The organism is Microvirga makkahensis, assembly GCF_009830105.1.
GTDB classification, from domain to species: Bacteria; Pseudomonadota; Alphaproteobacteria; order Rhizobiales; family Beijerinckiaceae; genus Microvirga; species Microvirga makkahensis.
The window spans coordinates 1-23,745 of record NZ_WURB01000038.1 but is presented as its reverse complement, the minus strand read 5'-3'; the positions used below and the strand labels follow the sequence as shown (position 1 = coordinate 23,745).

Sequence of the window (23,745 nt, the reverse complement as noted above, 5' to 3'; positions counted from 1 at the left end):
CAAATCGTCGAAGGAGACGGTCCGACGAGCGAGGACGGGCCGCAGGTTCGTCCTGTCGTGGCCTCGCGTCCCGCCGTCTTAGGGTGGCTCATGTTCGACTGGGCCTGCCAGCCCTTCTTCACCCTCGTCACGACCTTCGTCTTCGCGCCGTATTTCGCCGCTGCGCTCGCGCCGGACCCCGTGACGGGACAGAGCCTATGGGGCTATGCGACGGCGGCGGCAGGCTTGGCCCTTGCCGTCCTCTCGCCCGTTCTCGGCTCGGTGGCCGACGCCACGGGGCCGAAGAAGCCTTGGATCGCGGCCTGCGGCCTCGTGCTGTTCGCCGCGTCCTTCGCGCTCTGGTATTCCGCGCCGGGCCAGCCTCATGCCATCGCGGTGGCATTGCTGGGCTTCGCCTTCGCCACGATCGCCGTGGAGGTGGCGGCGGTGTTCAACAACGCCATGATCCCGCATCTCGTCCCGCCGGAGCGCTATGGCCGGCTTTCGGGCACCGGATGGGCCATCGGCTATCTCGGCGGGCTGGTCTCGCTCGTGGTCGTGCTCGGCTTCCTGGCCGCCGATGCGGGCAGCGGCAGGACGGTTCTGGGATTCACGCCTCTCTTCGGTCTCGATCCCGGAGAGCGGGAAGGCGACCGGATCACGGGTCCGTTCTCGGCCCTGTGGTTCCTCGTCTTCGTACTGCCGCTCTTCCTCTTCACCCCGGACATCGCGCGCTCCAGATTGCCGTTCGGCGCGGCGGTGAGGCAGGGGCTTGCCCAGGTGAGGAGCACGCTCGTCGATGCGCGGCGGCATCCGGGCGTGCTGCGCTTCCTCATCGCCAACATGATCTACCAGGATGCGCTCGTCGCGCTCTTCGCCTTCGGCGGCATCTACGGGGCCGGAGTGTTCGGGTGGCAGGCGACGGAACTCGGTCTCTTCGGGGTTCTGCTCACCATCACAGGAACGGCCGGGGCGCTGATCGGCGGACGCCTCGACGACCATTTCGGCGCAAAGCCCGTGATTCTGGGTGCAATCCTCGTCCTCGCGCTCGTCTGCGTCGGCGTGCTCTCCCTGGACCGCGAGCACATTCTCTTCGTCGTTCCTACGGGGCCCGTCGGCGAAGGCCTTTACGCCAGCGCGCCGGAAAAGCTCTTCCTCGCCCTCGGCCTCGTCATCGGGGCGGTGGCGGGCCCGCTCCAGGCCTCCTCGCGCAGCATGCTCGCGCGGCTCGTGCCGGCCCGGGAGGCCGGCCGATATTTCGGCCTGCTGGCGCTCTCGGGCAAGGTCACGTCCTTCCTCGCGCCGCTGGCCGTGGCGGTGGCCACTGCGATCTTCCAGACGCAAGCGGCAGGACCGGCGGTGCTGATCCTGTTCCTGCTCGCGGGCTTTGCGCTTCTGAGCGGCGTGAAGAAGGCGTGAAGAAGGCGTGAAGCCTTTATTCGAGCGTCACCGCCGTGCCGCTCACCGTCACCATCATCATGCCTTCGTTCTTGCCGATGGCGCCGTAATCCATGTGGACGCCTACGACCGCATGGGCCCCGAGGCGCTGCGCCTCCTCGACCATCTCGCGGATCGCCGTGTCGCGCCCGTCGCGCAGCACGCGCTCATAGGAGCCGGAGCGCCCGCCGACCACGTCGCGGATGGAGGCGAAGAAATCGCGGAAGACGTTGGCGCCGAGAATGGCCTCGCCCGAAACGATGCCGCGATAGGCGGCGATCCGGCGGCCTTCGATGGCAGGCGTGGTGGTGACGATCATCAGGGTCTCCTTTCGGTTCCAATGATGTGGGAAGCGAATGGAGAAACGTCATCCCGGTCGGAACGGTGCCCCTTTCCCTTCCTCTTGCGGGGAGGGATGGGGCGGTGCGGCCGCCGGGTGAGGCCTCAAACCAGCGGAACCGTCACCACCGGCCTGTGCCGGTGATCCCGATCGGAGAGGCGTTGCACTCTTGCCATCGAGATGGCCGGGACCGATCCCCGGATCAGGTCCGGAGACGGCCATGACGGGAAACGTAACGATCTGCGATCCCGGGTCCGGCGGCGCGGCCCCGGGATGACGCTGTTCCTTGGCTCAGTGGCGGAAGTGGCGATGACCGGTGAAGACCATGGCGAGGCCGGCTTCGTCGGCGGCCTTGATCACCTCGTCGTCGCGCATGGAGCCGCCGGGCTGGATCACGGCGGTGGCGCCGGCCTCGGCCGCGGCGAGCAGGCCGTCCGCGAAGGGGAAGAAGGCGTCCGATGCGACGACCGAGCCCTTGGCGAGGGTCTCCGGCAGGTTCGCGGCCTTGGCGGCTTCCGCGGCCTTCCAAGCGGCGATGCGGGAGGAATCGACGCGGCTCATCTGGCCCGCGCCGATGCCGACGGTGGCGAGGTCTTTGGCATAGACAATCGCGTTCGACCTCACGTGCTTGGCGACGCGGAAGGCGAAGCGCAGGTCCGCCAGCTCGCGTTCGGAGGGGGCGCGCTTCGTCACCACCTTCAGATCCATGGCGTCGACCACGGCGTTGTCGCGCGACTGCGCCAGGAAGCCGCCCGCCACTGTGCGCAGGTTGAAACCGGGCTGGCGCGGGTCGGGCAGGCCGCCTGCCAGCAGCAGGCGCAGGTTCTTCTTCGCGGCGACGATCCTGATCGCTTCCTCGCTCGCGTCGGGGGCGATGATCACCTCCGTGAAGATCTCCGTGATGGCCTTCGCGGCCTCCGCGTCGAGCGGGCGGTTCATGGCGACGATTCCGCCGAAGGCGGAGACGGGGTCGCAGCGCAGGGCCTTCTCGTAAGCCTCCGTCAGGCTCGCGCCCTCCGCGACGCCGCAGGGGTTGGCGTGCTTGACGATCACGATCGCCGCCGAGCGCTGCGGATCGAACTCGGCCACGGCCTCGTAGGCCGCGTCGGTGTCGTTGATGTTGTTGTATGAGAGCTGCTTGCCTTGCACCTGGCGGGCGGTGGCGACACCGGGGCGCTGCTCGGGGGTGCGGTAGAAAGCGGCGCTCTGGTGCGGGTTCTCCCCGTAGCGCATCACCTCGGCCAGGGTTCCGCCGATGGCGCGGAAAGGCGGAGTCGCCTCGTCGATCTCGTTGGCGAACCAGTTGGAGATCGCCGCGTCGTAGGAGGCCGTCCGGGCGTAGGCCTTCTGGGCGAGGCGGCGGCGGAGCGTAAAGGTCACCGCGCCGTCATGCTCGGCGAGATCGGCGAGAACCGCGGCATAGTCGGCGCCGTCCACCACTACGGCCACGTCGCCGTGGTTCTTGGCTGCCGCGCGGATCATGGCAGGGCCGCCGATATCGATGTTCTCGATGCAGTCGTCGTAAGGCTTGCCCGCTGCAACCGTGGCCTCGAAGGGATAGAGGTTCACCACCAGGAGGTCGATGGGCTGGATGCCGTGGGCCAGCATGGCCGCCTGATGCTCGGGGTTGGCGCGGATGCCGAGAAGGCCGCCATGGACGAGGGGGTGCAGGGTCTTCACGCGCCCGTCCATCATCTCGGGAAAGCCCGTGAGGTCGCTCACGTCCTTCACGGGCAGGCCGGCCTCGCTCAGCGCCTTGTGAGTGCCGCCGGTGGAGACCAGCTCGATGCCCCGTTCGGACAATGTCCTGGCGAAGTCCACGAGACCCGTCTTGTCGGATACGGAAAGCAGAGCGCGGGACACGCGCTTCAGATCGCTCGGCATGGCGGCCGCTCCATGAAGGGGTAAGAATGCGGGCGCGATAGCACGACGGGTCTGAGATGGAAACCCGACAGGGCGGCGTTTCAGGCTTGCAATCAGAGCAGTTCCGCCGTCGACCCCCCCGGCTGGTTCGGGTTGAAGCTGCGCGCCAGCCGTTCGAAGCGCCAGCGGACGGATGGCGTCACGCTCGGGCGGATGCCGAGCACGATCTGCTCCGTGCGGCGCATGCCGTCGGGCGCGGCCAGGAAGACGCTGTCCTCGACGGAGGCCTCGGAGGGGATGGCCGTGAACTGCCAAGCCTCATGGTTGGGCAGGACGAGCATGACCACGCGCCCTCCTTGCGCGCGGCTTGCCTTGACGCCGGGGGCGAGATGGAAGCGGATGACCGCCTCCGCCGTGGCGGCGGCGCTGCCTTCTCCCCAGAAGATGTCCTCGCCCTCCAGGAGATTGCCCTGAGGCGAGAGCTGCAGCCGTCGCTCGTGGGTGAGGCCGAAGCGCGGGCGGTAGCCGTCATGGCTGGCGGTGAGGATCTGCGCGTGCTCGCGCTCGCTCCGCTCGGAGGTGACGCGCTCGGGGCCCGAGAGCACCACGGGTCCGATGCGGCGCATGAGCCACCGCGCAATCCGCCGGTTCAGCCAGTTTCCCCTGTCGCCGACCATCTGGCAGGACGAGACGTCGTTGATCGAGGCGGTGGAATGCGCCGCCGTCGAGCGTGCTGCCTGAATGATGGGGTCGCCTGCGATCCGCGGCGTGCCGCAATTGACCACGATGCGCTGCGAAGCGGAGGAGAACTCGAAGGAGAGGCAGCCCGCTCCAGCCTCGGTGGAGAGAGCCGTCGGTGGCGGTCTGCCCACATCCACCACCAGCAGGGAGCGGCCGGCCTCCATCCGCTCGTAGCCCGTGTGGGGAGCGTGCTGGATCGGCTGGCTGCGCATGTCGTCATAGGTGAGCAGAGTGGCGAGATGATCCGCCGCCGTCACCCCCATGCCGTTGAAATGCGAGAGGGTGCCGTCGCCGTGCCGGAACATGCGTACCATGGGCAGCATGCGGTCGATGGCGTTGAGCAGGGCCTCGGGCGTATCGACCTCGCGGCTCGCGAACATCTGGCGAAGTGGCAGCAGGTCGAAGAGAAGATCGACGATGATGCGGGGATTGCGGCTGGCATGTCCACCATCGGCGAGGATCTGGCGTTCCAGTTCCCGGGCGAGCAGGCGGCTTGCACGCCGCAGGTGCCGGTCGAGACCCTCGCAGCACAGGCCCGCATAGCAGAGTGCAATGGCTGCCATCAGCTGCTGCTGGGGCAGGGCGCCAGAGCGCACGTGCCGCTCCAGCTCGCGGACATGCTGGCCGAGAAGGCGCAGGAAGCGCTGGTAGAATGCGTGATCCGCGCCTTCCAGGATCAGCGGCGATTGGCTGATGAACGACATGAGGCGGCGCGCGACGGTCCGAGTCTCGCAGGCGATGGTCCTGTCGCCGAGCTTGGAGGACACGAACTCGTCCACCAGCGAGCGGGCGTTGGCCTGTGCGAGTGCGGTGCCGGCCGCCCGGAGATGGCGCAGCCATCCGAAGCCGTAGAGCGCCTCCGCCCATGCCCGGCTCGGCGGCGTGAACGCGAAGGGCGAGCGGCCGCTCGTGGTGATGGCGCGGCCTGCGAAAGCGAAGAAGCCGGAATAGATGTCGGTTGCGATGGTGGGATCGGCGGTGCGGAGATCCTGGGGCGCGAACAGCAGGCGCGTCGGCATCGGCGTTCCGAAGAACACCTTGGACAGGCTCCAGACCGTTGCTCCACGCATGGCGCGGCTCGCCTCGGCGAGGGCAAGCTTGTACAGACGCCAGCGATCTGGCCCGAAATCCACCCGTGGCGCTCCTTCACGTCATGCTCGTCCGCGCCAGCATAGAGGCGAGTTCCTGCCGACTGGTTAACAGCCCGTAAGCACCTGCAGTTGTAATCGCTTTCAACAGATGTTGTCTCCTGCCGGATTGGCGCCGCCGTGTCATGGCCGGGCGCGCACCGCGCCTCGAAGAAGCGGGCTCACCGCGCCGGCTTTTGTGGCTCCTGGCCCGTCCGTGGAGAAGGACGCACGATCAGGAGGTTTTCACGAAACGTGCGATAAAGAAGCCATCGAGGCCGCTGCGCTCCTGCCCGGGCGAGACGAGATGGCACGGCAGGGTGCGCACGTCGCCTTCGGGCGTGAGGCATTCGGAGAGGCCGCCGATCTCCTCGGCCGTCACCGGCTGGCGCGCGAAGTCCGGATGACGGGCGAGAAAGCCCGCGGCCTGCCGCTCGCCTTCCTCGGCTTCCAGGGAGCAGGTGCAATAGACCAGGCGCCCGCCGGGCTTGAGCAGGCTGGCCGCCTTGTCGAGCAGGCGCATCTGGAGGCCGGAGAGCTTGCGGATGTCCTCCTCGCTCTTGGTCCAGGCCACGTCCGGGTGACGGCGGATCGTGCCCGTGGCGGAGCAGGGCGCATCCAGCAGGATCGCGTCGAACGGCACCTCGTCGAGCTTTTCCGCATCGATGGCGCGGGTCTCGGCCTCGAGGCGGAGGCGGGCGAGATTCTCCTCTAGCCGCTTCAGGCGTTTCGCCGAGCGATCGACCGCGAGCACGTTCGCGCCGGCGGCGGCGAGTTGCGCCGTCTTGCCGCCCGGCGCGGCGCAGAGATCCGCGATGCGCTCGCCCGCCTTCGCGCGCAGGAGGCGCGCGGGAAGGGCGGCGGCGGCGTCCTGAACCCACCACGCACCCTCCTCGAAGCCTGGAAGCTCGCGGATCGCGGTACGCTCGACGAGGCGGATGCTGCCGGTCGGCAGCAGGACACCGTTGAGGCGCTCGGCCCATGACGATGCGTCATCTTTCACGGAAACGTCCACCGAGGCCATCGAGCGGTGCGCCTCGGCGATCTTCGCGGCAAGCTCCTCGCCGTATTGCGCGACCCAGCGCTCCTCAAGCCAGGTCGGCGTGTCGAGCCAGGGCTCCTGCTGCGAGAGGATCATGTCGCGCTCCCGGGCGACGCGCCGCAGGACAGCATTGATGAAACCGCCCGCGTGATGGAGCTTCGCGTCCTCCTGGGCGAGCCGCACGGAGCTGTCGACGGCCGCATGGTCCGGCACGTCGAGAAACAGGATCTGCGCCGCGCCGGTGGCGAGAAGATGCAGCAGACGTTCGTCCTTGGGCTCCCGGTTGAGGCGCTCGTTGAGCGCGCGGCCGAGGGTGCCGAGGCGGCGGAAGGTGACGATGGCGATGGCCCGTGCCAGGGCTTCGTCGCGCGGGGAGAGGTTCTCCTTGGGGGAGAGCTCGTCCAGCACGTCGTCGAGCGGTACGCGCCGCTTCATCGTTTCCGTCACCGCCAGCCAGGCGAGGCGGCGGGGGCCGAGGCCCGCCTGTTCTTGCGATTGATCCAAAATCTTAACCCCAGGGTCCGCGTCGGGGCGGCTGGCCCCAGGGACTGGTTGAACTCTGTGTGAAGAAGCCGCTTTGCGGCGCTGCTCCCATCTCCTGCGCCAAAGCGTGGAGCGCCGCAATCCTGTTTTCCGTCGCGGGATGCGTGGAGAACAGATTGTCCATGCCGCGGCCCGAGAGCGGGTTGATGATGAAGAGCGGCGCGGTGGCCGGATGGCGCTCCGCATCCATGTTGGGCACGTGGGCCACGCCGCCCGCGATTTTTGCGAGAGCCGAGGCGAGCGACAGGGGGTTGCCGCAGATTTCCGCGCCCACCCGGTCGGCGTCGTATTCCCGCGAGCGGCTGATCGCCATCTGGATGATCATGGCCGCGATCGGCGCGATGAGGACGGTCGCCAGCATGACGATGGGATTGGGCCGGTCGTCCCCGCGCCCGCCGAAGAGAAATCCGAACTGCGCCAGCGTCGCTATGGCGCCGGCGATGGTGGCGCTCACCGTCATGATCAGGGTGTCGCGGTTCTTGATATGGGCGAGCTCGTGCGCCATCACGCCCGCGACCTCGTCGTAGGAGAGCATGTCGAGAAGCCCCGTGGTGGCCGCGACCGCCGCGTTCTCCGGGTTGCGGCCGGTGGCGAAGGCATTGGGCTGCGGGTTCTCGATGATGTAGACCCGCGGCGTGGGCAGGCCGGCGTTGTGGGCGAGATCCCGCACCATGCGGACCAGATCCGGCGCAGTGCTCTCGTCCACCGCGACGGCGCGGTGGGCGGCGAGCGCCAGCCGGTCGGAGTTCCAATAGGCGAAGAGATTGGTGGCCAGGCCAAGGCCCAGGGCGATCATCATGCCCGTCGCGCCGCCGAGCAGATATCCCACGACGCCGAACAGGGCCATGAGGGTCGCCAGCAGCATTCCGGTCTTGACGGTGTTCATCGGGGTCTCCACCTCGTGCAGGACTTCATCCTTTCGAACCTTCATGTGGGAATGGTTCAGCTCGCCACCAAGAGCGCCCGCGCCCCACTCGCGTCCACCCGCGCCCACGTGCCTCTCCCGCAGGGGTTCCGGGCCTGTTAAAGGCTTCCTCATGAGCATCAACGACACCCCAGACACCAGCCAGGAAACCACTCAGGAAACCATCCAGGCGCCCATCCCCGAAGGAGCCGCGCCCGGGAAGGCGCTCCCGGCCGCAGCCCAGCGGGCCCTGGAAGAGGCCGCCCGGCGGAGGCAGGAGATCGACGCCCGTGCGGCGGAGATCGCCAAGGAGAAGGAGCATCAGGGCCGAGGTGGCCTGGAGCCCGTTCGCTACGACGACTGGGAGGTGAAGGGCCTCGCCAGCGATTTTTAGATAATCGCGCCGGCATGTCACATCCGGCATCATCGTCTCGTCTTAGCTTCGTTCGCAACGCAACGCATAGGACGAAGACGATGATGAAACCACGCTTGATGCCATTCGAAGTGGCCGCAGGAACCCTGAAGCCCCTCGTGGATCTGGAGCAGAGCCTGAAGAACAGCGGGTTGGAGCACAACCTGATCGAACTGGTGAAGACGCGCGCGTCGCAGATCAACGGCTGTGCTTACTGCATCCACATGCATACCAAGGATGCGCGGGCTCATGGCGAGAGCGAGGAGCGGCTTTATCTCCTTGATGCCTGGCGGGAATCGCCTCTCTACAGCGATCGCGAGCGCGCGGCTCTGGCCTGGACCGAAGCCTTGACGCTGGTCGCGCAGACCCATGCGCCGGATGAGGATTACGCCCTGCTCAGTGCGCATTTCACGCCCGAGGAACAGGTGAAGCTGACGGTGTTGATCGGAGCGATCAACACGTGGAACCGCCTCGCGATCGGCTTTCGTTCCATCCATCCGGTCGGGGCACATCGTGCTGCCGCCTGATGAAACCGTCGCGGATCAGTTCCAGCCCTTCAGGCCGGGGCTGATCCGCCTTGCCTATCGCATGCTCGGCTCGATGGCCGAGGCCGAGGATGTCGTGCAGGAGGCCTATATCCGCTGGCATCAGACGGACCGCTCAGCCATTCGGCAGCCCGCGGCGTTCCTGTCGAGGACCGTCACGCGGCTGTGCCTCGATATCCTGAAATCGGCTCGGCACCGGCGCGAGACCTATGTGGGCCCCTGGCTGCCAGAGCCGATTCTGGAGCCGGAGACGGACGAGGAGGGCGAGGACCTTTCCCTCACCTTGATGATGGCGCTCGAGAGGCTGTCTCCGCTCGAGCGCGCCGCTTTCCTCCTGCATGACGTCTTCGGGCTCGGATTCGACGAGGTTGCCGCCACCCTGGACAGGGAGCCCGCGGCCTGTCGGCAGCTTGCAGCCCGGGCGCGAAGAAACGTACGAGCCGCCAGGCCGCGCTATACCATCGCCCCGGACGAAGGCCGGCGAATGGCAGATGCCTTCGCTTCAGCCTCGCGCAGCGGTGACCTGACGGCGCTTCGCGCGCTTCTGTCGGACAATGTCGTTGCTTACACGGATGGCGGCGGGACCCGGAATGCTGCCCTCAATCCGCTCTTTGGCTTCCGCAGGGTTTCTGGCCTTTTCCTGGGTGTCGCCAGAAAGACCAACTTCCAAACGCCGCCGGTTCTCTACAGAGGCTTGATCAATGGCCTGCCGGGCTTCGTGACCCTCGAACAGGATGGCCTGCCGCAGACAACCGCGCTCGATATCCAGGACGGCCGGATCGTCGGCATCTACGTGGTTCGAAATCCCGAAAAGCTCCGGCATCTGTCCGCTCGGGCGGGGGCAAACGGCCCTTGAAGAGGAATGCTCCGCACAAGGAATGATTGTTCCTCCCCCTACGACCCGCTACCTTGCCGCCAAAATGGAGCGGCCATGGCTGAGAAGGGCGCGACGGCACGTCTGGACCTATTTCGGGACCTTCTGGAGGATGCCCACCGGGTGCTCGGCCTGACGTTCGGTTTCGAATTGTGGGACGGCTCCACGGTTCCCGCCGACCTGCCGTCCTATTCCATGCGGCTCGTCCTCCGGCACGAGAACGTGGTGGCAAGCCTCGTGCGCCGCCCGAACCTCGATACGATCCTCAACGCCTATGTGTCGGGGCTGCTCGACCTCAGGAACGGAACCCTCTTCGATCTCGCCGCCCAGCGCCCGCAGAAGGCGGGCCGGCGTCTTCGCAAGATGAGCAAGCTCAAGGCGCTGAGGACGGCCTATCATTTCCTGCGCGCTCCCGCCGACATGCCGCGCCCGTTGAGCGGCGTGAAGGAGGGGCCCGACGCGCGGGCCGGAAGGCCGCAAACCAACAAGAAGAACGCCGCCTATCACTACGACGTCTCGAACGCGTTCTACGGCCTCTTCCTCGACCCGGAGATGGTCTATACCTGCGCCTATTTTCAGCCCGATTGGCACGACGACCTCGCCCGCGCCCAAGTGGACAAGCTCGACATGATCTGCCGCAAGCTGCGGCTCAATCCCGGCGATCGCCTCCTTGACATCGGCTGCGGCTGGGGCGCCCTGATCTGCCATGCGGCGCAGCATTACGGAGTCAAGGCCACCGGCGTGACGCTTGCCGAAGAACAGGCGAAGCTCGCCTGCGGGAAGGTGGCGCGTTTAGGGTTGCAGGACCGGGTCGAGGTTCTGGTGAAGGATTTCACGCAGATGGAGGGCGAATTCGACAAGATCTCCTCCATCGGCATGTTCGAGCATGTGGGCATCAGGAACCATCCCGCCTATTTCCGCTCGGTACACCGGCTGCTCAGGCCGCGCGGGCTTTATCTCCACCACTCCATCGCGCGGCGCGCGAAGAAGAGCGAGCGCGCCTTCCGTAAGCTGACGCCCGAATACAGGGCGCTCACCCGCTACATCTTCCCCGGCGGGGAGCTCGACCATCTCGGCATGTCGATCGCCAATCTCGAACGCTTCGGCTTCGAGGTGCACGATGTGGAGGGCTGGCGCGAGCATTACCAGCGCACCACGCGCCTGTGGTGGGAGAATCTGAGCGCCAGGCGGAACGAGGCCGAAGCCATGGTGGGCAAGGAGAAGACCCGCATGTGGCTCCTTTATCTCGCCGGCTGCTCGCTCGCCTTCGAGCGCGCGGCCGTGGGCGTGAACCAGACGCTGGCTTCCAAGCGCACCCGCGGCCCCTCGGGCCTGCCGCCGTCGCGGGCGGATCTGTATGTGTGAGAGGCTGAGCCGCGATTTCCCTTGCTCGTCATGATCTCCCGCTGCCGTGGCCGGAACAAGGCCGGTGATGGCGCACGATCAAGGCACCACCACCACCCGCGTCCCCACGCTCACCTGATCATAGAGATCAATGATGTCCTGGTTGAGCATGCGGATGCAGCCGTAGGACGCGTAGGTGCCGATGGAGCCCGGACGGTTGGTGCCGTGGATGGCGTATTCGTCGAGATCGAGAGTCAGCGCCCGCGCGCCCATGGGGTTGTTCCGTGCGCCGCCGGGAATCACGTCGGGCAGGCGGGGATTGTCGCGTTTGACCTCCGCAGGCGGCGCCCAGGCCGGCCGCACGTACTTTCCGTCGATTCGCGCCTCGCCGAACCATTGCTTGCCCGGCCTGCCGACGGCCACGCGGTAGCGCAGGGCCGTGCCGTCGCCGCGCACGTAATAGAGCCGCCGCTCGCCGGTTCTGATGACGATGGTGCCGGGAGAGACGCTCTCCCGGAACGGAACCACCTCGCGGGCCGATGCGGCCGTGGGGGTGATGCCGAGGATGGCGGCCAAGATGAAAGCGGCGCGGATGATCATGTCGCGAACCCTCCTGCGGAAACGAGCGAGGGTGAGACGCGAAAGGAAAGGCTACGGTTCCGAAGGTACAAGCCGCGTCATCGCCGGCCCTGTGCCGGCGATCCCGCTTGCGGGAAGCGCTGCGCCTTTCCTTGACGGGATGGCCGGGACGAGCCCGGCCATGATGCTGAGAGTGATCCTTTGAGCAATCTCACGTTCCGCTCGGCGCTTCCGTGATCGCCCCTTCAGGCGGTCACGCCGCCTGCGTGCGCTTGTTCTGGCGATTGGTGATCAGGTCGTCGACCACGCCGGGATCGGCGAGGGTCGAGGTATCGCCGAGAGAGCCGAATTCGTCCTCGGCGATCTTGCGCAGGATGCGGCGCATGATCTTGCCCGAGCGGGTCTTCGGCAGGCCCGGAGCGAACTGGATCAGGTCCGGCGAGGCGATGGGGCCGATCTCCTTGCGCACCCAGGCCACCAGCTCCTTGCGGAGTTCCTCGGAAGGCTGCTCGCCCGCCATGAGAGTCACGTAGGCGTAGATGCCCTGGCCCTTGATGTCGTGCGGATAGCCGACCACGGCCGCTTCCGACACCTTCGGGTGGGCGACGAGGGCCGATTCCACCTCCGCGGTGCCCATGCGGTGGCCGGAGACGTTGATCACGTCGTCCACGCGGCCGGTGATCCAGTAATAGCCGTCCGCGTCGCGGCGACAGCCGTCGCCGGTGAAGTACTTGCCGGGATAGGTCGAGAAGTAGGTCTGCACGAAGCGCTCATGGTCGCCGTAGACCGTGCGCATCTGCCCCGGCCAGGAATCGGCAATCACGAGGTTGCCTTCGCAGGCGCCTTCCAGAACCTTGCCGTCCGCATCCACCACTTCCGGCTTCACACCGAAGAACGGGCGCGTGGCCGAACCGGGCTTCAACTTCGTGGCGCCGGGTAGCGGTGTAATCAGAATGCCGCCGGTCTCCGTCTGCCACCAGGTGTCCACGATGGGGCAGCGGCCGTCGCCGACTACGCGGTGATACCATTCCCAGGCTTCCGGATTGATCGGCTCGCCGACCGAGCCCAGCAGGCGCAGGGACTTGCGCGAGGTCTTCTTCACCGGCTCCTCGCCCGCCTGCATGAGCGAGCGGATCGCGGTCGGCGCGGTGTAGAAGATGTTCACGTTGTGCTTGTCGATGACGTCCCAGAAGCGGGAGATCGACGGATAATTGGGCACGCCCTCGAACATGAGCGTGGTCGCGCCGTTCGCGAGCGGTCCGTAGAGAATGTAGGAGTGGCCCGTCACCCAGCCCACGTCGGCAGTGCACCAGTAGATGTCGCCGTCATGGTAGTCGAACACATATTGATGCGTCATCGACGCATAGACGAGATAGCCGCCGGTGGTGTGCAGCACGCCCTTCGGCGTGCCGGTGGAGCCGGACGTGTAGAGGATGAACAGCGGATCCTCCGCGTTCATCTCCTCGTAGGGGCATTCGTCGGAGACCATGCTCGCGGCCTCGTCGTAATACACGTCGCGGCCGGGCACCATGTTGACCGCGCCGCCGGTGCGGCGCACGACGAGCACGTGGTCCACCACGCCCGCGCCGACGCGTTCGATGGCCGCATCCACGTTCACCTTGAGCGGAACCTTGCGCCCGCCGCGCAGGCCCTCGTCAGCCGTGACGATGAAGGCGGACTTGGCGTCCTGAATGCGGCTTGCCAGCGAATCCGGCGAGAAGCCGCCGAACACCACGGAATGGATGGCGCCGAGGCGGGCGCAGGCCAGCATCGCATAGGCCGCTTCCGGGATCATCGGCATGTAGATCGTGACGCGGTCGCCCTTTCCGACGCCGCGGTTGCGCATGATGTTGGCCATGCGGCACACTTCCGCGTGCAACTCGCGGTAGGTGATCTTCTTCGATTCGGACGGGTCGTCGCCTTCCCAGATGATGGCGACCTGGTCGCCGCGGCTGTGGATATGCCGGTCGACGCAGTTATAGGCCACGTTGGTGATGCCGTCCTCGAACCAGCGGATCGAGACGTCGCCGGGGCCGAAATTGGTGTTCTTGATCCGGGTCGGCTCCTTGAACCAGTGGATCCGCTTGGCCTCCTCGGCCCAGAACGCGCCCGGGTCCCTGATCGAAGCCTCGTATTTCGCGCGATAGCCGGCATCGTCCAGATAGGCGCGGTGGGTCCATTCGGACGGTACGTCGTAGATCTTCTCTTCCATGACGCTTCTCCCAGGCTCGTCGTTATGGGGGGTATTTAGGTCTAGGTTTAAGGAAAGAGAGAGGGCCTGAGCAAGCGGGACCAGGATCGGACTTTGGTCGCTGATACTTTTGGGGACCGGCAGCAGGATGCCCTGAGCGTAAGATACGAAATAATATTGCAATAATTGCGACGGTGCCCTAACCTTCCTTTCCTGGAGGGTGCGGGTCCATGCGCTTTGTCGTTTACGGCTTGCTCGGCTTTGTCGGGGGCGGCGTCGCTGGAGCCGTCATCGGCTATTACAGCCAAGAGCTTCTGATATGGCTCGATATCTCAAGCCGCCTCTGTATGGAGGGCAAATGTCATTGGGCCTCTATGACCAGCGGAGCCTGGGGCCTGATTGCAGGCGCTGTTCTTGGGCCAATTTGCGGCCTGCGGCGAGCCTGTCTCCATCGTAAGCGTAAAACCTCCGCCGTCCTCCAATCATGATCAAGAGTCTCACGCCCCTTAAAGCCTGTCGTGCTTGGTTGATAGCCTTCCTGCTTCTGCCTGCTTTGCTCGCCTCGTCCCGCTCGTTGGCCGAGAACGCCGGCGATTCTTCCTTGAGATTGGTCAAGGCTGCCAGCGCTCAAGTGGGTGTGACGCTCACCTACAATCCTGCTTATGTGCGCCTGTCCTATCCAGGTGGAGATGTTTTGCCTGACCAAGGCGTCCGCACGGATGTGATCGTCCGCGCCTATCGAGCAGCCTTGACCATCGACCTGCAGAAACTGGTTCATGAGGACATGAAATCCTCATTCGTGTCCTATCCGAAGCAATGGGGATCGAAGCGGCCTGACCCGAACGTCGATCACCGCAGAGTGCCCAATCTGCAAACGCTGTTCCGGCGCAAGGGCGCGTCATTGCCGGTCACAAACGATCCGGCGGGTTACCGGCCGGGCGATCTGGTGACCCAGATGCTCCCCGGCAATCTTCCGCATATCGCCATCGTCTCGGATCGCCGAAGCGCTGATGGATCGAGGCCGCTCGTGATTCACAACATCGTAAAAGGCGCGCGTGAGGAGGATGGTTTGTTCGCCTTCCCCGTCACGGGGCATTACCGCTTCCTACCGGCACCGCCCTAAAGCCCGCCCATCCTGCAGACGATCGCCCATTCCTCGTCGGTCACCGGCTGCACCGAGAGGCGGGAATTGTTGACGAGGATCATCTTTTCGAGCCCCGGCTGTCTCTTGATCTCGTCGAGCGTCACGGGGCGCTTGAAGGGCTTCACGGCCTTCACGTCCACCATGCCGAACCTGCCCGTCTCGTCCGTGTGATCGGGGTAGTATTCCTTGATCACCTCCACGATGCCGACGACGGCCTTGCCTTCGTTCGAATGGTAGAAGAAGCCCTGCTCGCCCAATCTCATCGCCATCAGGTTCTGCTTGGCGACGTGATTGCGGACGCCGTTCCAGAACGTGCCCTTGTCGCCTTGCGCGACCTGCTGATCCCACGACCAGACGGAGGGTTCGGACTTGTAGAGCCAGTGAGCCATTTTTCTTGATACTCAGTGTTCGGACTTGATGGGACGGTTCATGAGCGCATCGACCGCCTGATCGAGGGTCCATGCGCCGGAGAGGATCTGCTCGACAGCCTCGGCGATGGGCATGTCGACGCCCTTCGCGCGCGCCAGCGCCACGAGGGCGCTCGCGGTGGCGGCGCCTTCCACGAGCTTCCCTTCGGAGGCGGTTTCTGCGCTCGCGCCCTGGCCGAGGCGCAGGCCGAAGGAGAAGTTCCGGGACTGGGCGGAGGAGCAGGTGAGCACGAGATCGCCGAGGCCGGACAGGCCCATCAGCGTCTCAGGCTCGCCCCCATAGGCGCGGGCGAAGCGCAGGAGCTCCGCGAAGCCGCGCGCGATGAGCGCCGCCTTCGCGCTCTCGCCGAGGCCGCGCCCCGCCACCGCGCCGCAGGCGATGGCGAGCACGTTCTTGGCGGCTCCGCCGATCTCCACGCCGCGCACGTCGGTGCGGTGATAGACGCGAAGCGTCGGGCCGGAGAGAGCGGTGGCGAGGTCTTCCGCAAGCGCCGCATCGCGGCAGGCCAGGGTCACCGCGGTGGGCAGGCCGCGCGCCACATCGTGGGCGAAGCTCGGGCCCGACAGCACGGCCACAGGTGCGCCGGGGCGAACCTCCTCGACCACGTCGCACAGGAAGGCGCCCGTGGTGCGCTCGATACCCTTGGCGCAGAGCACGAGAGGCGTCTTGCGGGAGAGAACGGGAGACAGGGCTTCCGCCATTTCGCGTGTCGTCTGCGCGGGCGTGACGAGAAGAACGGCGCAGCACGAGGCCAGCCGGCCCAGGTCGGCGGTCGGCGAGATGCGGTCGAGCAGCCGCACGCCAGGCAGGAAGCGCTCGTTCATGCGCGTGCCGGCGAGTTCCGCCGCCTGCTCAGGAGAACGCATCCAGAGGATCACGTCGTTCCCGGCCATGGCGGCGGCATTGGCGAGTGCCGTTCCCCAGGCTCCGGCTCCGGCAATGCCGATGGGACCCGTCGCCTCGGGCATCAGGCCTTCACCCCCACGGCCTGGCCGCTGGTGTCGAGCGGCCAGCGGGCGCGGGCGGGTGCGTCGATGTCGTCGATCAGACCGAGCCGCATGCGTTCGAGCCCCGCCCAGGCGATCATCGCGGCATTGTCGCCGCACAGGGCGAGGGGCGGGGCGACGAGCTTGAGGCCCGTCTCGACGGCCAGGCGCTGGAGCGCCTGCCGCATGGCCTGGTTGGCGGCTACGCCGCCCGCCACCACGAGCGCCTTCGGGGCCTCGGCGATCTGGCGAAACTGACGAAGAGCGACCCGGGTGCGGTCCACCACAACGTCCACGATGGCGGCCTGGAAACCGGCGCAGAGATCCGCGATGTCGGTTTGCGTGAGAGGCGCGATCTTCTCCGCCTCGATCCGCACGGCGGTCTTGAGGCCCGAGAGCGAGAAATTCGGCTCCGCCCGTCCCAGCATGGGGCGGGGCAGGGCGAAGCGTTCCGGATTGCCCTTCGCCGCCTCGCGCTCCACATGGGGCCCGCCCGGATACGCTAAGCCCAGCATCTTCGCCACCTTGTCGAAGGCCTCGCCTATGGCGTCGTCGATGGTGGTGCCGATGCGGGTGTAATCGCCCACGCCCTTCACGGCCACGAGCTGCGTGTGGCCGCCCGAGGCGAGAAGAAGCAGGTAGGGAAAGCCGATGCCGTCGGTGAGCCGTGCCGTGAGCGCATGGGCCTCCAGATGGTTCACCGCCATCAGAGGTTTGCGGGTGACGAGTGCGATCGCCTTCGCGGTGGTGAGACCCACGAGCACGCCGCCGATGAGGCCGGGCCCTGCGGCCACCGCGATGCCGTCGATGTCCTTCATCGTGCAGCCGGCTGCCCTGAGGGCGCGGGCGACGAGGCGATCAAGCACTTCCACATGGGCGCGGGCCGCGATCTCCGGCACCACTCCGCCATAGGCCGCGTGCTCGGCGATCTGGCTCAGGACCTCGCTGGAGAGGATTTCGCCCCGCCCGTCGAAGCTGACGCCCACCACGGCGGCCGCGGTTTCGTCGCAGGTGGTTTCGATGCCTAGGATGCGCATGGTCTGTCGGGTGCCGTTGGCTGTTACGTGATCTTTCGGGCTTTCGGCCCGGCTGTCCTCCCCCTATAGTCCGCCCCGCCGCACAAGATCAAACGCGGATGTTGTCCTCAATCAGGAGTACGCAGCGGGAATGGCCTCTTCATCGACCCTGGTCATCGGCACGCGCGGCAGCCCCCTGGCGCTGGCGCAGGCCCACGAGACACAAGACAGGCTGGTCGCCGCCCATGGATGGGCGGTCGAGACCCTTCCCCTGTCGATCATCAAGACCACGGGCGATGCGATTCAGGACCGGCCCCTTTCGGAGGCCGGGGGCAAGGGGCTCTTCACCAAGGAACTCGACATCGCCCTCCTCGAAGGCTCCATCGATCTGGCCGTGCACTCGGCCAAGGACCTGCCGACCACCCTGCCGGAAGGCATCGCGATCGCCGGGTTCCTGCCCCGCGAGGACGTGCGCGACGCATTCATCAGCCACCGCTACGGGAGCCTTGCCGATCTGCCGCCGGGGGCGGTCGTCGGCTCCGCGTCCCTGCGCCGTCAGGCGCAGATCCGCCGCCTGCGGCCCGACCTGACGGTGACGCTCCTGCGCGGCAACGTGCAGACGCGGCTCGCCAAGCTCGAGCGCGGCGAGGTGGACGCCACTCTGCTCGCCATGGCGGGCCTGCGGCGTCTCGGGCTGACGGATCACGTGACCGCGACCCTCGGCACGGATGATTTTCTTCCCGCCGTGGGGCAGGGAGCCATCGCCATCGCCATTCGCAGCGAGGACGAGAGGGTGCGCGAGGCCCTGCGGCCGATCCTCGACGCCGCCACCGGTCATGCGCTCGCCGCCGAGCGGGCTTTCCTGACCATTCTCGACGGCTCCTGCCGCACGCCGATCGCGGGCTATGCGCGCATGGTGGACGACACGCTCGAGATCCGCGGCCTCGTGCTGCGCCCGGACGGATCCGAATCACTCGAGGCGATCCGGCGCGGCCCGCCGGACGATGCCGTGGCGCTCGGCCGCGAGGCGGGAACCGAGCTGCGCACCCGCATGCCGGCCGGGTTCCTGACGGCCTGATGCGAATCCTGCTCACACGCGCGAGGGAGGATTCCGAGCGCACGGCGAAGAAGCTCGCGGCCCTCGGTCACGAGGCGGTGATCGCGCCGGTGCTGCGCATCGCGCCGACGGGCGACCCGATCCCTGCGGGCGCCTGCGATGCGCTCATCGTCACCAGCGCCCATGGGGTGGAGGCCCTGTCTTCCTACGCGGACAAGGACATTCCCGTCTTCTCCGTCGGGGAGCGGACGACCGATGCGCTGCGGGCGACAGGCTTCACGTCCATCACGACGGCGGAAGGCGATGCCGAGTCCCTGTCCCGGCTGATCCGGGACAATCTCCAGCCGCCGCGCAGGCTCCTCCATGTCACCGCCCGCCACCATAAGGAGGAGCCCGCAGCTTCCTTGCGCGCGGCGGGCTTCACGGTGCCGTCCTGGGAGGCTTACGAAGCCGAGGCCGCGCCCGCCCTGCCCGAGGCCGCGGTGGAGGCCCTCCGCACTGGCAAAATCGCGGCCGTGCTCCATTATTCCCGTCGGAGCGCCGACCTTTTCGTTCAGCTGGCGGGGAGGGCAGGCCTTCAATCCGCAATCCTCGGCTGCCTCCATCTCTGCCTGTCGGCGGATGTCTCGGCCCCTCTCGCGGCCGCAGGCGCCGCCACGCGCATCGCCGGCGGACCCCATGAGGATGCGCTTCTCGAACTGGTGCGGGGCCTTTAGTGACCTCGGCCGCCGCATCGGATACGATAATATGGCCTAGGGATCTTTGCCGAAGGAGGGGATCATGGTCCGATAACGCCACATCCTACTCCTGAGGATCCAGTCTCGCCGGAACCGAAACGCTGCGCTCAAGCTTGCCTCAATTGCGTTCCAGTCTGCCTCGTCCGAACGGACCTACCAAGAGTGACCTGTGACCGATTCATCCGATCCCAAAGCTCCCAAGAATTCCCGAAAGAAAAGGTCCCGCGAGCCGGCGACCATCGATCTGAAGGCGACCGTGATCGACGAGGGCGCTCAGCAGGACAAGGCCTGGGATGCCGTGAAGCCCGAGGACACGATCGTGCCGGAGGCCTCTGCTCCGGCCGAGGACACCCTTCACGCTGAGAACGCTCCTGGCACCGAGGATGCCCTTCGCCCCGAGGATACCCTCGGCACTGCGGAGGCGACGCTCGATTCCGGGCGCAGTGCCGATTCCATCGAACCGGCCACGGCCTCCGATGAGGTGCCGCCGCAGCCCGCCGAACAGCCACCGCAGCCGGACCGGCAGGAGGATGCGCCGCAGGGCACACCGTCCGCACCGGCTCCGGTTCCTGAGCGCCGCACCTCGGCAGGTGCCCTCATCGGCTCCGGCCTCCTCGGCGGCCTCGTCGGCGCAGGGCTCCTTTACGGGCTCGAGAGGTGGCAGCAGCCCCCGGTGCCCCAGGACGATCAGCGCCTCGTGCAGCTGGAGCAGCGTGTGGCCGCTCTGGGGCAGCCGCGGCCGGAATCACAGAATGCGGACCTCTCTCCCGCCGAGGAGCGGCTGCAGGCGCTCGAATCGGCTCGCGATTCCCTCGACCAGCGCCTCCAGGAAATCCAGGAGACGGCGCGCCGCGCCGCGTCGCAGGCCGAGGAGGCGCTCAACAGGCCGCTTCCGGAGCCCGCCGCGCCGCCGCCGCAGAACGACGCGGCGCTGGCCGATCTCTCCAGCCGCCTTTCCGCCGTCGAGAATGCGGTCGCGACCTTGCAGAGCGAGGGGCAGGCCAGGGCGCAGAGCGCCACCGAGATGTCGAATGCGGTGCAGGATCTGAGCCGCCGTCTCGACGAGCAGAGCCAGCGCCTCGACCAGCGGCTGAACGAGCAGAGCCAGAGTCTGGACCAGCGGCTGAACGAGCAGAGCCAGAGTCTGGACCAGCGGCTGAACGAGCAGAGCCAGCGTTTGGACGAGCGCTTGGCGGCCCTTTCCCGGCAGGTCGCCGAGACCAGCAGAACCGCCGAGGAGACAGGCCAGACCGGCACGCGGGTGGTTCTCACGGGACGCCTGAACGATGCCTTGCGCAGCGGCGCACCCTATGCGGACGTGCTGGAGGGCTTGAGGAGGGCCGGCGCCGATGCCGGACGGCTGAAGCCCCTGGAGCCCTTCGCCGGAGAAGGCGCGCCGACCGCCTCCGCCATGCGCGAGAGCTTCGAGGCCCTGGAGCCGCAGATCCTGCGGGACGAGCGGGCGGCCTCCGGCGAATGGTCGGACCGGGTGCTGCGGATGCTGGACAACGTGGTCACCGTGCGTCCCGTGAACGAACCCGACGCGGCCGGCGTTGCAGGGACGGTGGCGCGGATCCGGCAGGCCCTGGACGCGGGCGACATGCAGGCGGCGGCCGCTGCCTGGGCCTCCCTGCCCGAGCCCGCGCGGCGGATCTCCGAGGAATGGGGACAGCAGGCGACGGCGCTCGCAGAGGCCCGGCAGGCTGCCCGCGACCTCTCCGCCGAGGCCCTCGCCGCCCTCAACCGTTCGACCCAGTAAAAGGAACTGCCCAGGATGTGGCGCGCTCTTCTCTTCATCGGTCTTCTCTGCGTCGCGGCCTTCGGGGCGGTGTGGCTCGCCGACCGGCCGGGCACGGTCCTGGTCACCTTCGGTGGCTATGAGGTGCAGACCTCCGTCGCGGTGGCCGCCGTCGCCCTCGTGGGTCTGGCCCTGGCGCTTGCGCTCCTCTGGTCGGCAGTGAACACCATCCTGCATCTGCCGTCCCGCCTGACCTTCGCCTCCCGGGCACGCCGCCGCTCGCGAGGCTACCAGGCGATCTCGCGGGGCATGGTGGCCGTGGGCGCGGGCGATACCATCGCGGCCCGCCGCTATGCCAACGAGGCCGAGCGGCTTCTCGGCCACGAGCCTCTGACCCTTCTCCTCAAGGCCCAGGCCGCTCAGGTGTCCGGCAACCGGGAGGCGGCGGAGGCCGCCTTCAGGCAGATGATGGACGAGGACGAAACCCGGGTTCTGGGCCTGCGCGGCCTTTTCGTGGAAGCCCGTCGGCGCGGCGATGCCGTAGGCGCCCGCGAATACGCCTCCGAGGCGGTGCGCCTGGCACCCTCCGCCGCCTGGGCAAGCGACGCGGTGCTGGAGGCACGCTGCGCCGAACGCGATTGGCGCGGAGCGCTGGAGACCATCGAGCGGCGCACATCGCTCGGCCTCCTCGACAAGACCACCGCCAAGCGCCACCGGGCGGTGCTGCTCACGGCCGACGCCCTTGAGCGGGCCGATCACGATCCCGAGGGCGCGCTCAGGAGCGCGCAGGATGCGGTCAAGCTCGCCCCCGATCTCGTGCCCGCCGCGGCGCTTGCTGGAAAGCTCCTGTCCCGCCGGGGCGATCTGCGCCGCGCCGCCAAAGTCGTGGAGGCCGCCTGGCGCAGCCAGCCGCATCCTGATCTGGCCGAGGTCTATCTCAACCTGCGTCCGGGCGATTCGGGCCTCGACCGGCTCAAGCGCGCCGAAACCCTGTTCAAGCTCTCGAACGGCGCTCCGGAGGGGCGTCTGGCGGTCGCCCGCTCCGCTCTCGAGGCGCGCGAGTTCGACCGCGCCCGCGACGCGCTGGAGCCGCTCCTGGCGGATCGTCCGAGCATGCGGGTCTGCCTGCTGATGTCCGATCTCGAACAGGCGGAGCACGGCTCCACCGGCAAGGGCCGCGAGTGGCTGGCCCGCGCCACGCGCGCGCCGCGGGATCCCGCCTGGATCGCAGACGGCGTGGTGTCCGATCAATGGGCGCCGATTTCCCCGGTCACCGGCCGCCTCGACGCTTTCGTATGGCAGGCGCCGCCCGACGTGCTGATCGCGCCGGAGCTCACCATGCACGACGACGTGACGGCGGATCTCGACGAGGAGCCCAGGGCGCTTCCCGTCTCCCCCGCCGAGGAGGGGCCGGCGACCGCCGCGGAAGCCTCTGCGGTCACCGAGCCCGCTCCCGCCTCGGTCCCTGCGGAGTCCGCCGCCGCTGTCGAGGAGGCTTGGCCGGAACCGGCGAAGGAGGAAGCGCCTCCCCCGCGTGCGGAGCCCGTTGTTTTTCCCGCGACCCCGCCGGATGTACCCAAGCCCGAGGAGCCAGCGTCCGCTCGTCGCAGCGCTTTTTCCATCTGGTAGGCGAGATTCGGCTCCTCCCTGCCCTTGCCAAGGAGCAGGGGAGAGGGTATGACGACGCCCTCTTCGATCGCATGATCGGCACGCCGCAATAGCTCAGCTGGTAGAGCACCTCATTCGTAATGAGGGGGTCGGGGGTTCGAATCCCTCTTGCGGCACCATCCTTTTCTTTTGTCCTCAATCAAAGGGCTGGAAATGGATTGCCCTAAGGGCGCTGCGCGATTATGTGATGGGGGAGAGCACGGCGGCAGTCGTGCCGTCAGATCAGACTGGGGTCGTAGCTCAGTTGGGAGAGCGCGTGAATGGCATTCACGAGGTCAGCGGTTCGATCCCGCTCGGCTCCACCAATCTGATCTGAACGCGGAGCGTGCGGGTGTAGCTCAGGGGTAGAGCACAACCTTGCCAAGGTTGGGGTCGAGGGTTCGAATCCCTTCGCCCGCTCCATTTTCCAAAAAGGCCGCCTTCGGGCGGCTTTTTGCTTTTCCGGGCGGCGCGGCCCAGCCGGAAAACGGGCCCTGCCAGGGTCATGGAGGGCCCGCAATGACCTCGCAGGTCATGCATCATTGATGCCAATCCGGATCAACCGGTTCATAGATTCAAATTGTCGAGCTGGGATCCTCGCTCAATGCTCAATCCGGCAAAGTGGAGGATGCGTGCAGCCCAGGCGTTGTCGCGATTTCAGCCTCCATCTCCTCAGGACCGAGGCGGGTAGCTCGGTCTGCCATCGATGCGGTCGGCTGCCGTTTTAGGAACCCGCTCGGAGCAATCAGCCGGTCCGCCGCTCGCGACGGGCGCATCCCTGTGCGCGGGAAGGAGGCCCGTCACTGGTAAAAAGGTTTGGCGGGACAGAGGTTTCAGCGTGGCGGAAAAGAAAAAAGCCCGGCATTACCGGGCTTTATGGATAGCGATGGCCGGAGGGACTACGCAGCCTTGACGCCGGAGAGGAAGCTTGCGACCTCGCGGTTGAGATCGTTGGAGTGGCGGGCGAGTTCCTGGGCGGCTCCCAGCACCTGGCTGGCGGCGGCCCCGGTGTCGCCGGCCCCCTTCTGGAGATCCATGATGCTGTCCGTGGCGGTCTCGGTGACGCGGGC

The 23,745-nt window shown here is 67.2% G+C and carries 20 protein-coding genes, 3 tRNA genes and 1 pseudogene; 13 read left to right on the top strand and 11 right to left on the bottom strand.

The window, feature by feature from the left end:
- The first annotated feature begins 3 nt into the window (after positions 1-3).
- Positions 4-1,398, top strand: coding sequence for an MFS transporter (locus GR328_RS24540; protein ID WP_425487076.1), 1,395 nt, complete (start codon positions 4-6; stop codon positions 1,396-1,398).
- Positions 1,399-1,414: 16 nt separating this feature from the next.
- Here GR328_RS24540 and GR328_RS24535 read toward each other — a convergent pair whose 3' ends face one another.
- The 5 genes from GR328_RS24535 to htpX all read right to left on the bottom strand — a co-directional run bounded on the left by GR328_RS24535 (position 1,415) and on the right by htpX (position 7,958).
- Positions 1,415-1,735 carry a heavy metal-binding domain-containing protein gene (locus GR328_RS24535; protein WP_160888287.1) on the bottom strand — a complete coding sequence of 107 codons (321 nt, stop codon included), beginning with the start codon at positions 1,733-1,735 and terminating at the stop codon, positions 1,415-1,417.
- Positions 1,736-2,047: 312 nt separating this feature from the next.
- Positions 2,048-3,640: a bifunctional phosphoribosylaminoimidazolecarboxamide formyltransferase/IMP cyclohydrolase gene (gene purH, locus GR328_RS24530; RefSeq protein WP_160888286.1), complete on the bottom strand. Its 1,593-nt coding sequence runs from the start codon at positions 3,638-3,640 to the stop codon at positions 2,048-2,050.
- Positions 3,641-3,732: 92 nt separating this feature from the next.
- Complete coding sequence (locus tag GR328_RS24525) at positions 3,733-5,493, bottom strand: heparinase II/III domain-containing protein (RefSeq protein ID WP_160888285.1); 1,761 nt, start codon at positions 5,491-5,493, stop codon at positions 3,733-3,735.
- A 229-nt stretch (positions 5,494-5,722) separates the two neighbouring features.
- On the bottom strand, positions 5,723-7,033 hold the full coding sequence (locus tag GR328_RS24520) for an RsmB/NOP family class I SAM-dependent RNA methyltransferase (protein WP_160888284.1): 1,311 nt from the start codon (positions 7,031-7,033) through the stop codon (positions 5,723-5,725).
- Positions 7,034-7,037: 4 nt separating this feature from the next.
- Positions 7,038-7,958, bottom strand: coding sequence for a zinc metalloprotease HtpX (htpX, locus tag GR328_RS24515; protein WP_160888296.1), 921 nt, complete (start codon positions 7,956-7,958; stop codon positions 7,038-7,040).
- 151 nt (positions 7,959-8,109) lie between these two features.
- Between htpX and GR328_RS24510 the strand changes: the two genes are divergently transcribed.
- The 4 genes from GR328_RS24510 (at position 8,110) to GR328_RS24495 (ending at position 11,172) form a co-directional block, all read left to right on the top strand.
- A complete protein-coding gene (locus GR328_RS24510; RefSeq protein WP_160888283.1) occupies positions 8,110-8,370 on the top strand; it encodes a DUF1674 domain-containing protein in 261 nt (86 codons plus the stop codon).
- Between the two features lie 83 nt (positions 8,371-8,453).
- Positions 8,454-8,915, top strand: coding sequence for a carboxymuconolactone decarboxylase family protein (locus GR328_RS24505; protein WP_160888295.1), 462 nt, complete (start codon positions 8,454-8,456; stop codon positions 8,913-8,915).
- Entirely contained in the window at positions 8,899-9,789 is an 891-nt protein-coding gene (locus tag GR328_RS24500; protein ID WP_425487075.1) for a sigma-70 family RNA polymerase sigma factor, read from the top strand. The genes GR328_RS24505 and GR328_RS24500 overlap by 17 nt, the downstream gene beginning before the upstream one ends.
- 75 nt (positions 9,790-9,864) lie before the next feature.
- Positions 9,865-11,172, top strand: a complete 1,308-nt coding sequence (locus GR328_RS24495) for a class I SAM-dependent methyltransferase (RefSeq protein ID WP_160888281.1) — start codon at positions 9,865-9,867, stop codon at positions 11,170-11,172.
- Between the two features lie 78 nt (positions 11,173-11,250).
- Here GR328_RS24495 and GR328_RS24490 read toward each other — a convergent pair whose 3' ends face one another.
- Entirely contained in the window at positions 11,251-11,751 is a 501-nt protein-coding gene (locus tag GR328_RS24490; protein WP_160888280.1) for a L,D-transpeptidase, read from the bottom strand.
- Between the two features lie 232 nt (positions 11,752-11,983).
- The gene (gene acs, locus GR328_RS24485) at positions 11,984-13,942 is read right to left on the bottom strand and encodes an acetate--CoA ligase (protein ID WP_160888279.1); all 1,959 of its coding nucleotides are present in this window, start codon (positions 13,940-13,942) and stop codon (positions 11,984-11,986) included.
- Positions 13,943-14,522: 580 nt separating this feature from the next.
- Between acs and GR328_RS24480 the strand changes: the two genes are divergently transcribed.
- Positions 14,523-15,044, top strand: a complete 522-nt coding sequence (locus GR328_RS24480; RefSeq protein WP_246216078.1) for a DUF1287 domain-containing protein — start codon at positions 14,523-14,525, stop codon at positions 15,042-15,044.
- On the opposite strand, the gene GR328_RS24475 is transcribed toward GR328_RS24480, so the two are convergent.
- Genes GR328_RS24475 through tsaD form a run of 3 tightly spaced genes read right to left on the bottom strand, consistent with a single transcriptional unit; the run spans position 15,041 to position 17,517 of the window.
- Entirely contained in the window at positions 15,041-15,454 is a 414-nt protein-coding gene (locus GR328_RS24475; RefSeq protein WP_160888277.1) for an EVE domain-containing protein, read from the bottom strand. The genes GR328_RS24480 and GR328_RS24475 overlap by 4 nt on opposite strands.
- A gap of 12 nt (positions 15,455-15,466) precedes the next feature.
- On the bottom strand, positions 15,467-16,462 hold the full coding sequence (locus GR328_RS24470; protein WP_160888276.1) for an NAD(P)H-dependent glycerol-3-phosphate dehydrogenase: 996 nt from the start codon (positions 16,460-16,462) through the stop codon (positions 15,467-15,469).
- A complete protein-coding gene (tsaD, locus tag GR328_RS24465) occupies positions 16,462-17,517 on the bottom strand; it encodes a tRNA (adenosine(37)-N6)-threonylcarbamoyltransferase complex transferase subunit TsaD (RefSeq protein ID WP_160888275.1) in 1,056 nt (351 codons plus the stop codon). The genes GR328_RS24470 and tsaD overlap by 1 nt, the downstream gene beginning before the upstream one ends.
- 130 nt (positions 17,518-17,647) lie before the next feature.
- Between tsaD and hemC the strand changes: the two genes are divergently transcribed.
- The 7 genes from hemC (at position 17,648) to GR328_RS24430 (ending at position 23,098) form a co-directional block, all read left to right on the top strand.
- Positions 17,648-18,574: a hydroxymethylbilane synthase gene (gene hemC, locus GR328_RS24460; protein ID WP_160888274.1), complete on the top strand. Its 927-nt coding sequence runs from the start codon at positions 17,648-17,650 to the stop codon at positions 18,572-18,574.
- Entirely contained in the window at positions 18,574-19,269 is a 696-nt protein-coding gene (locus GR328_RS24455; RefSeq protein ID WP_160888273.1) for a uroporphyrinogen-III synthase, read from the top strand. The genes hemC and GR328_RS24455 overlap by 1 nt, the downstream gene beginning before the upstream one ends.
- Before the next feature lie 190 nt (positions 19,270-19,459).
- Entirely contained in the window at positions 19,460-21,049 is a 1,590-nt protein-coding gene (locus GR328_RS24450) for a hypothetical protein (protein WP_160888272.1), read from the top strand.
- Positions 21,050-21,064: 15 nt separating this feature from the next.
- The gene (locus tag GR328_RS24445; protein WP_160888271.1) at positions 21,065-22,657 is read left to right on the top strand and encodes a heme biosynthesis HemY N-terminal domain-containing protein; all 1,593 of its coding nucleotides are present in this window, start codon (positions 21,065-21,067) and stop codon (positions 22,655-22,657) included.
- An 82-nt stretch (positions 22,658-22,739) separates the two neighbouring features.
- A tRNA-Thr gene (locus tag GR328_RS24440) sits at positions 22,740-22,815 on the top strand.
- 110 nt (positions 22,816-22,925) lie between these two features.
- A tRNA-Ala gene (locus GR328_RS24435) sits at positions 22,926-23,001 on the top strand.
- Between the two features lie 22 nt (positions 23,002-23,023).
- Positions 23,024-23,098, top strand: a tRNA-Gly gene (locus GR328_RS24430).
- Between the two features lie 476 nt (positions 23,099-23,574).
- Here GR328_RS24430 and GR328_RS27780 read toward each other — a convergent pair.
- Positions 23,575-23,745 (bottom strand): annotated as a pseudogene (locus GR328_RS27780) (methyl-accepting chemotaxis protein); the annotation flags it as partial.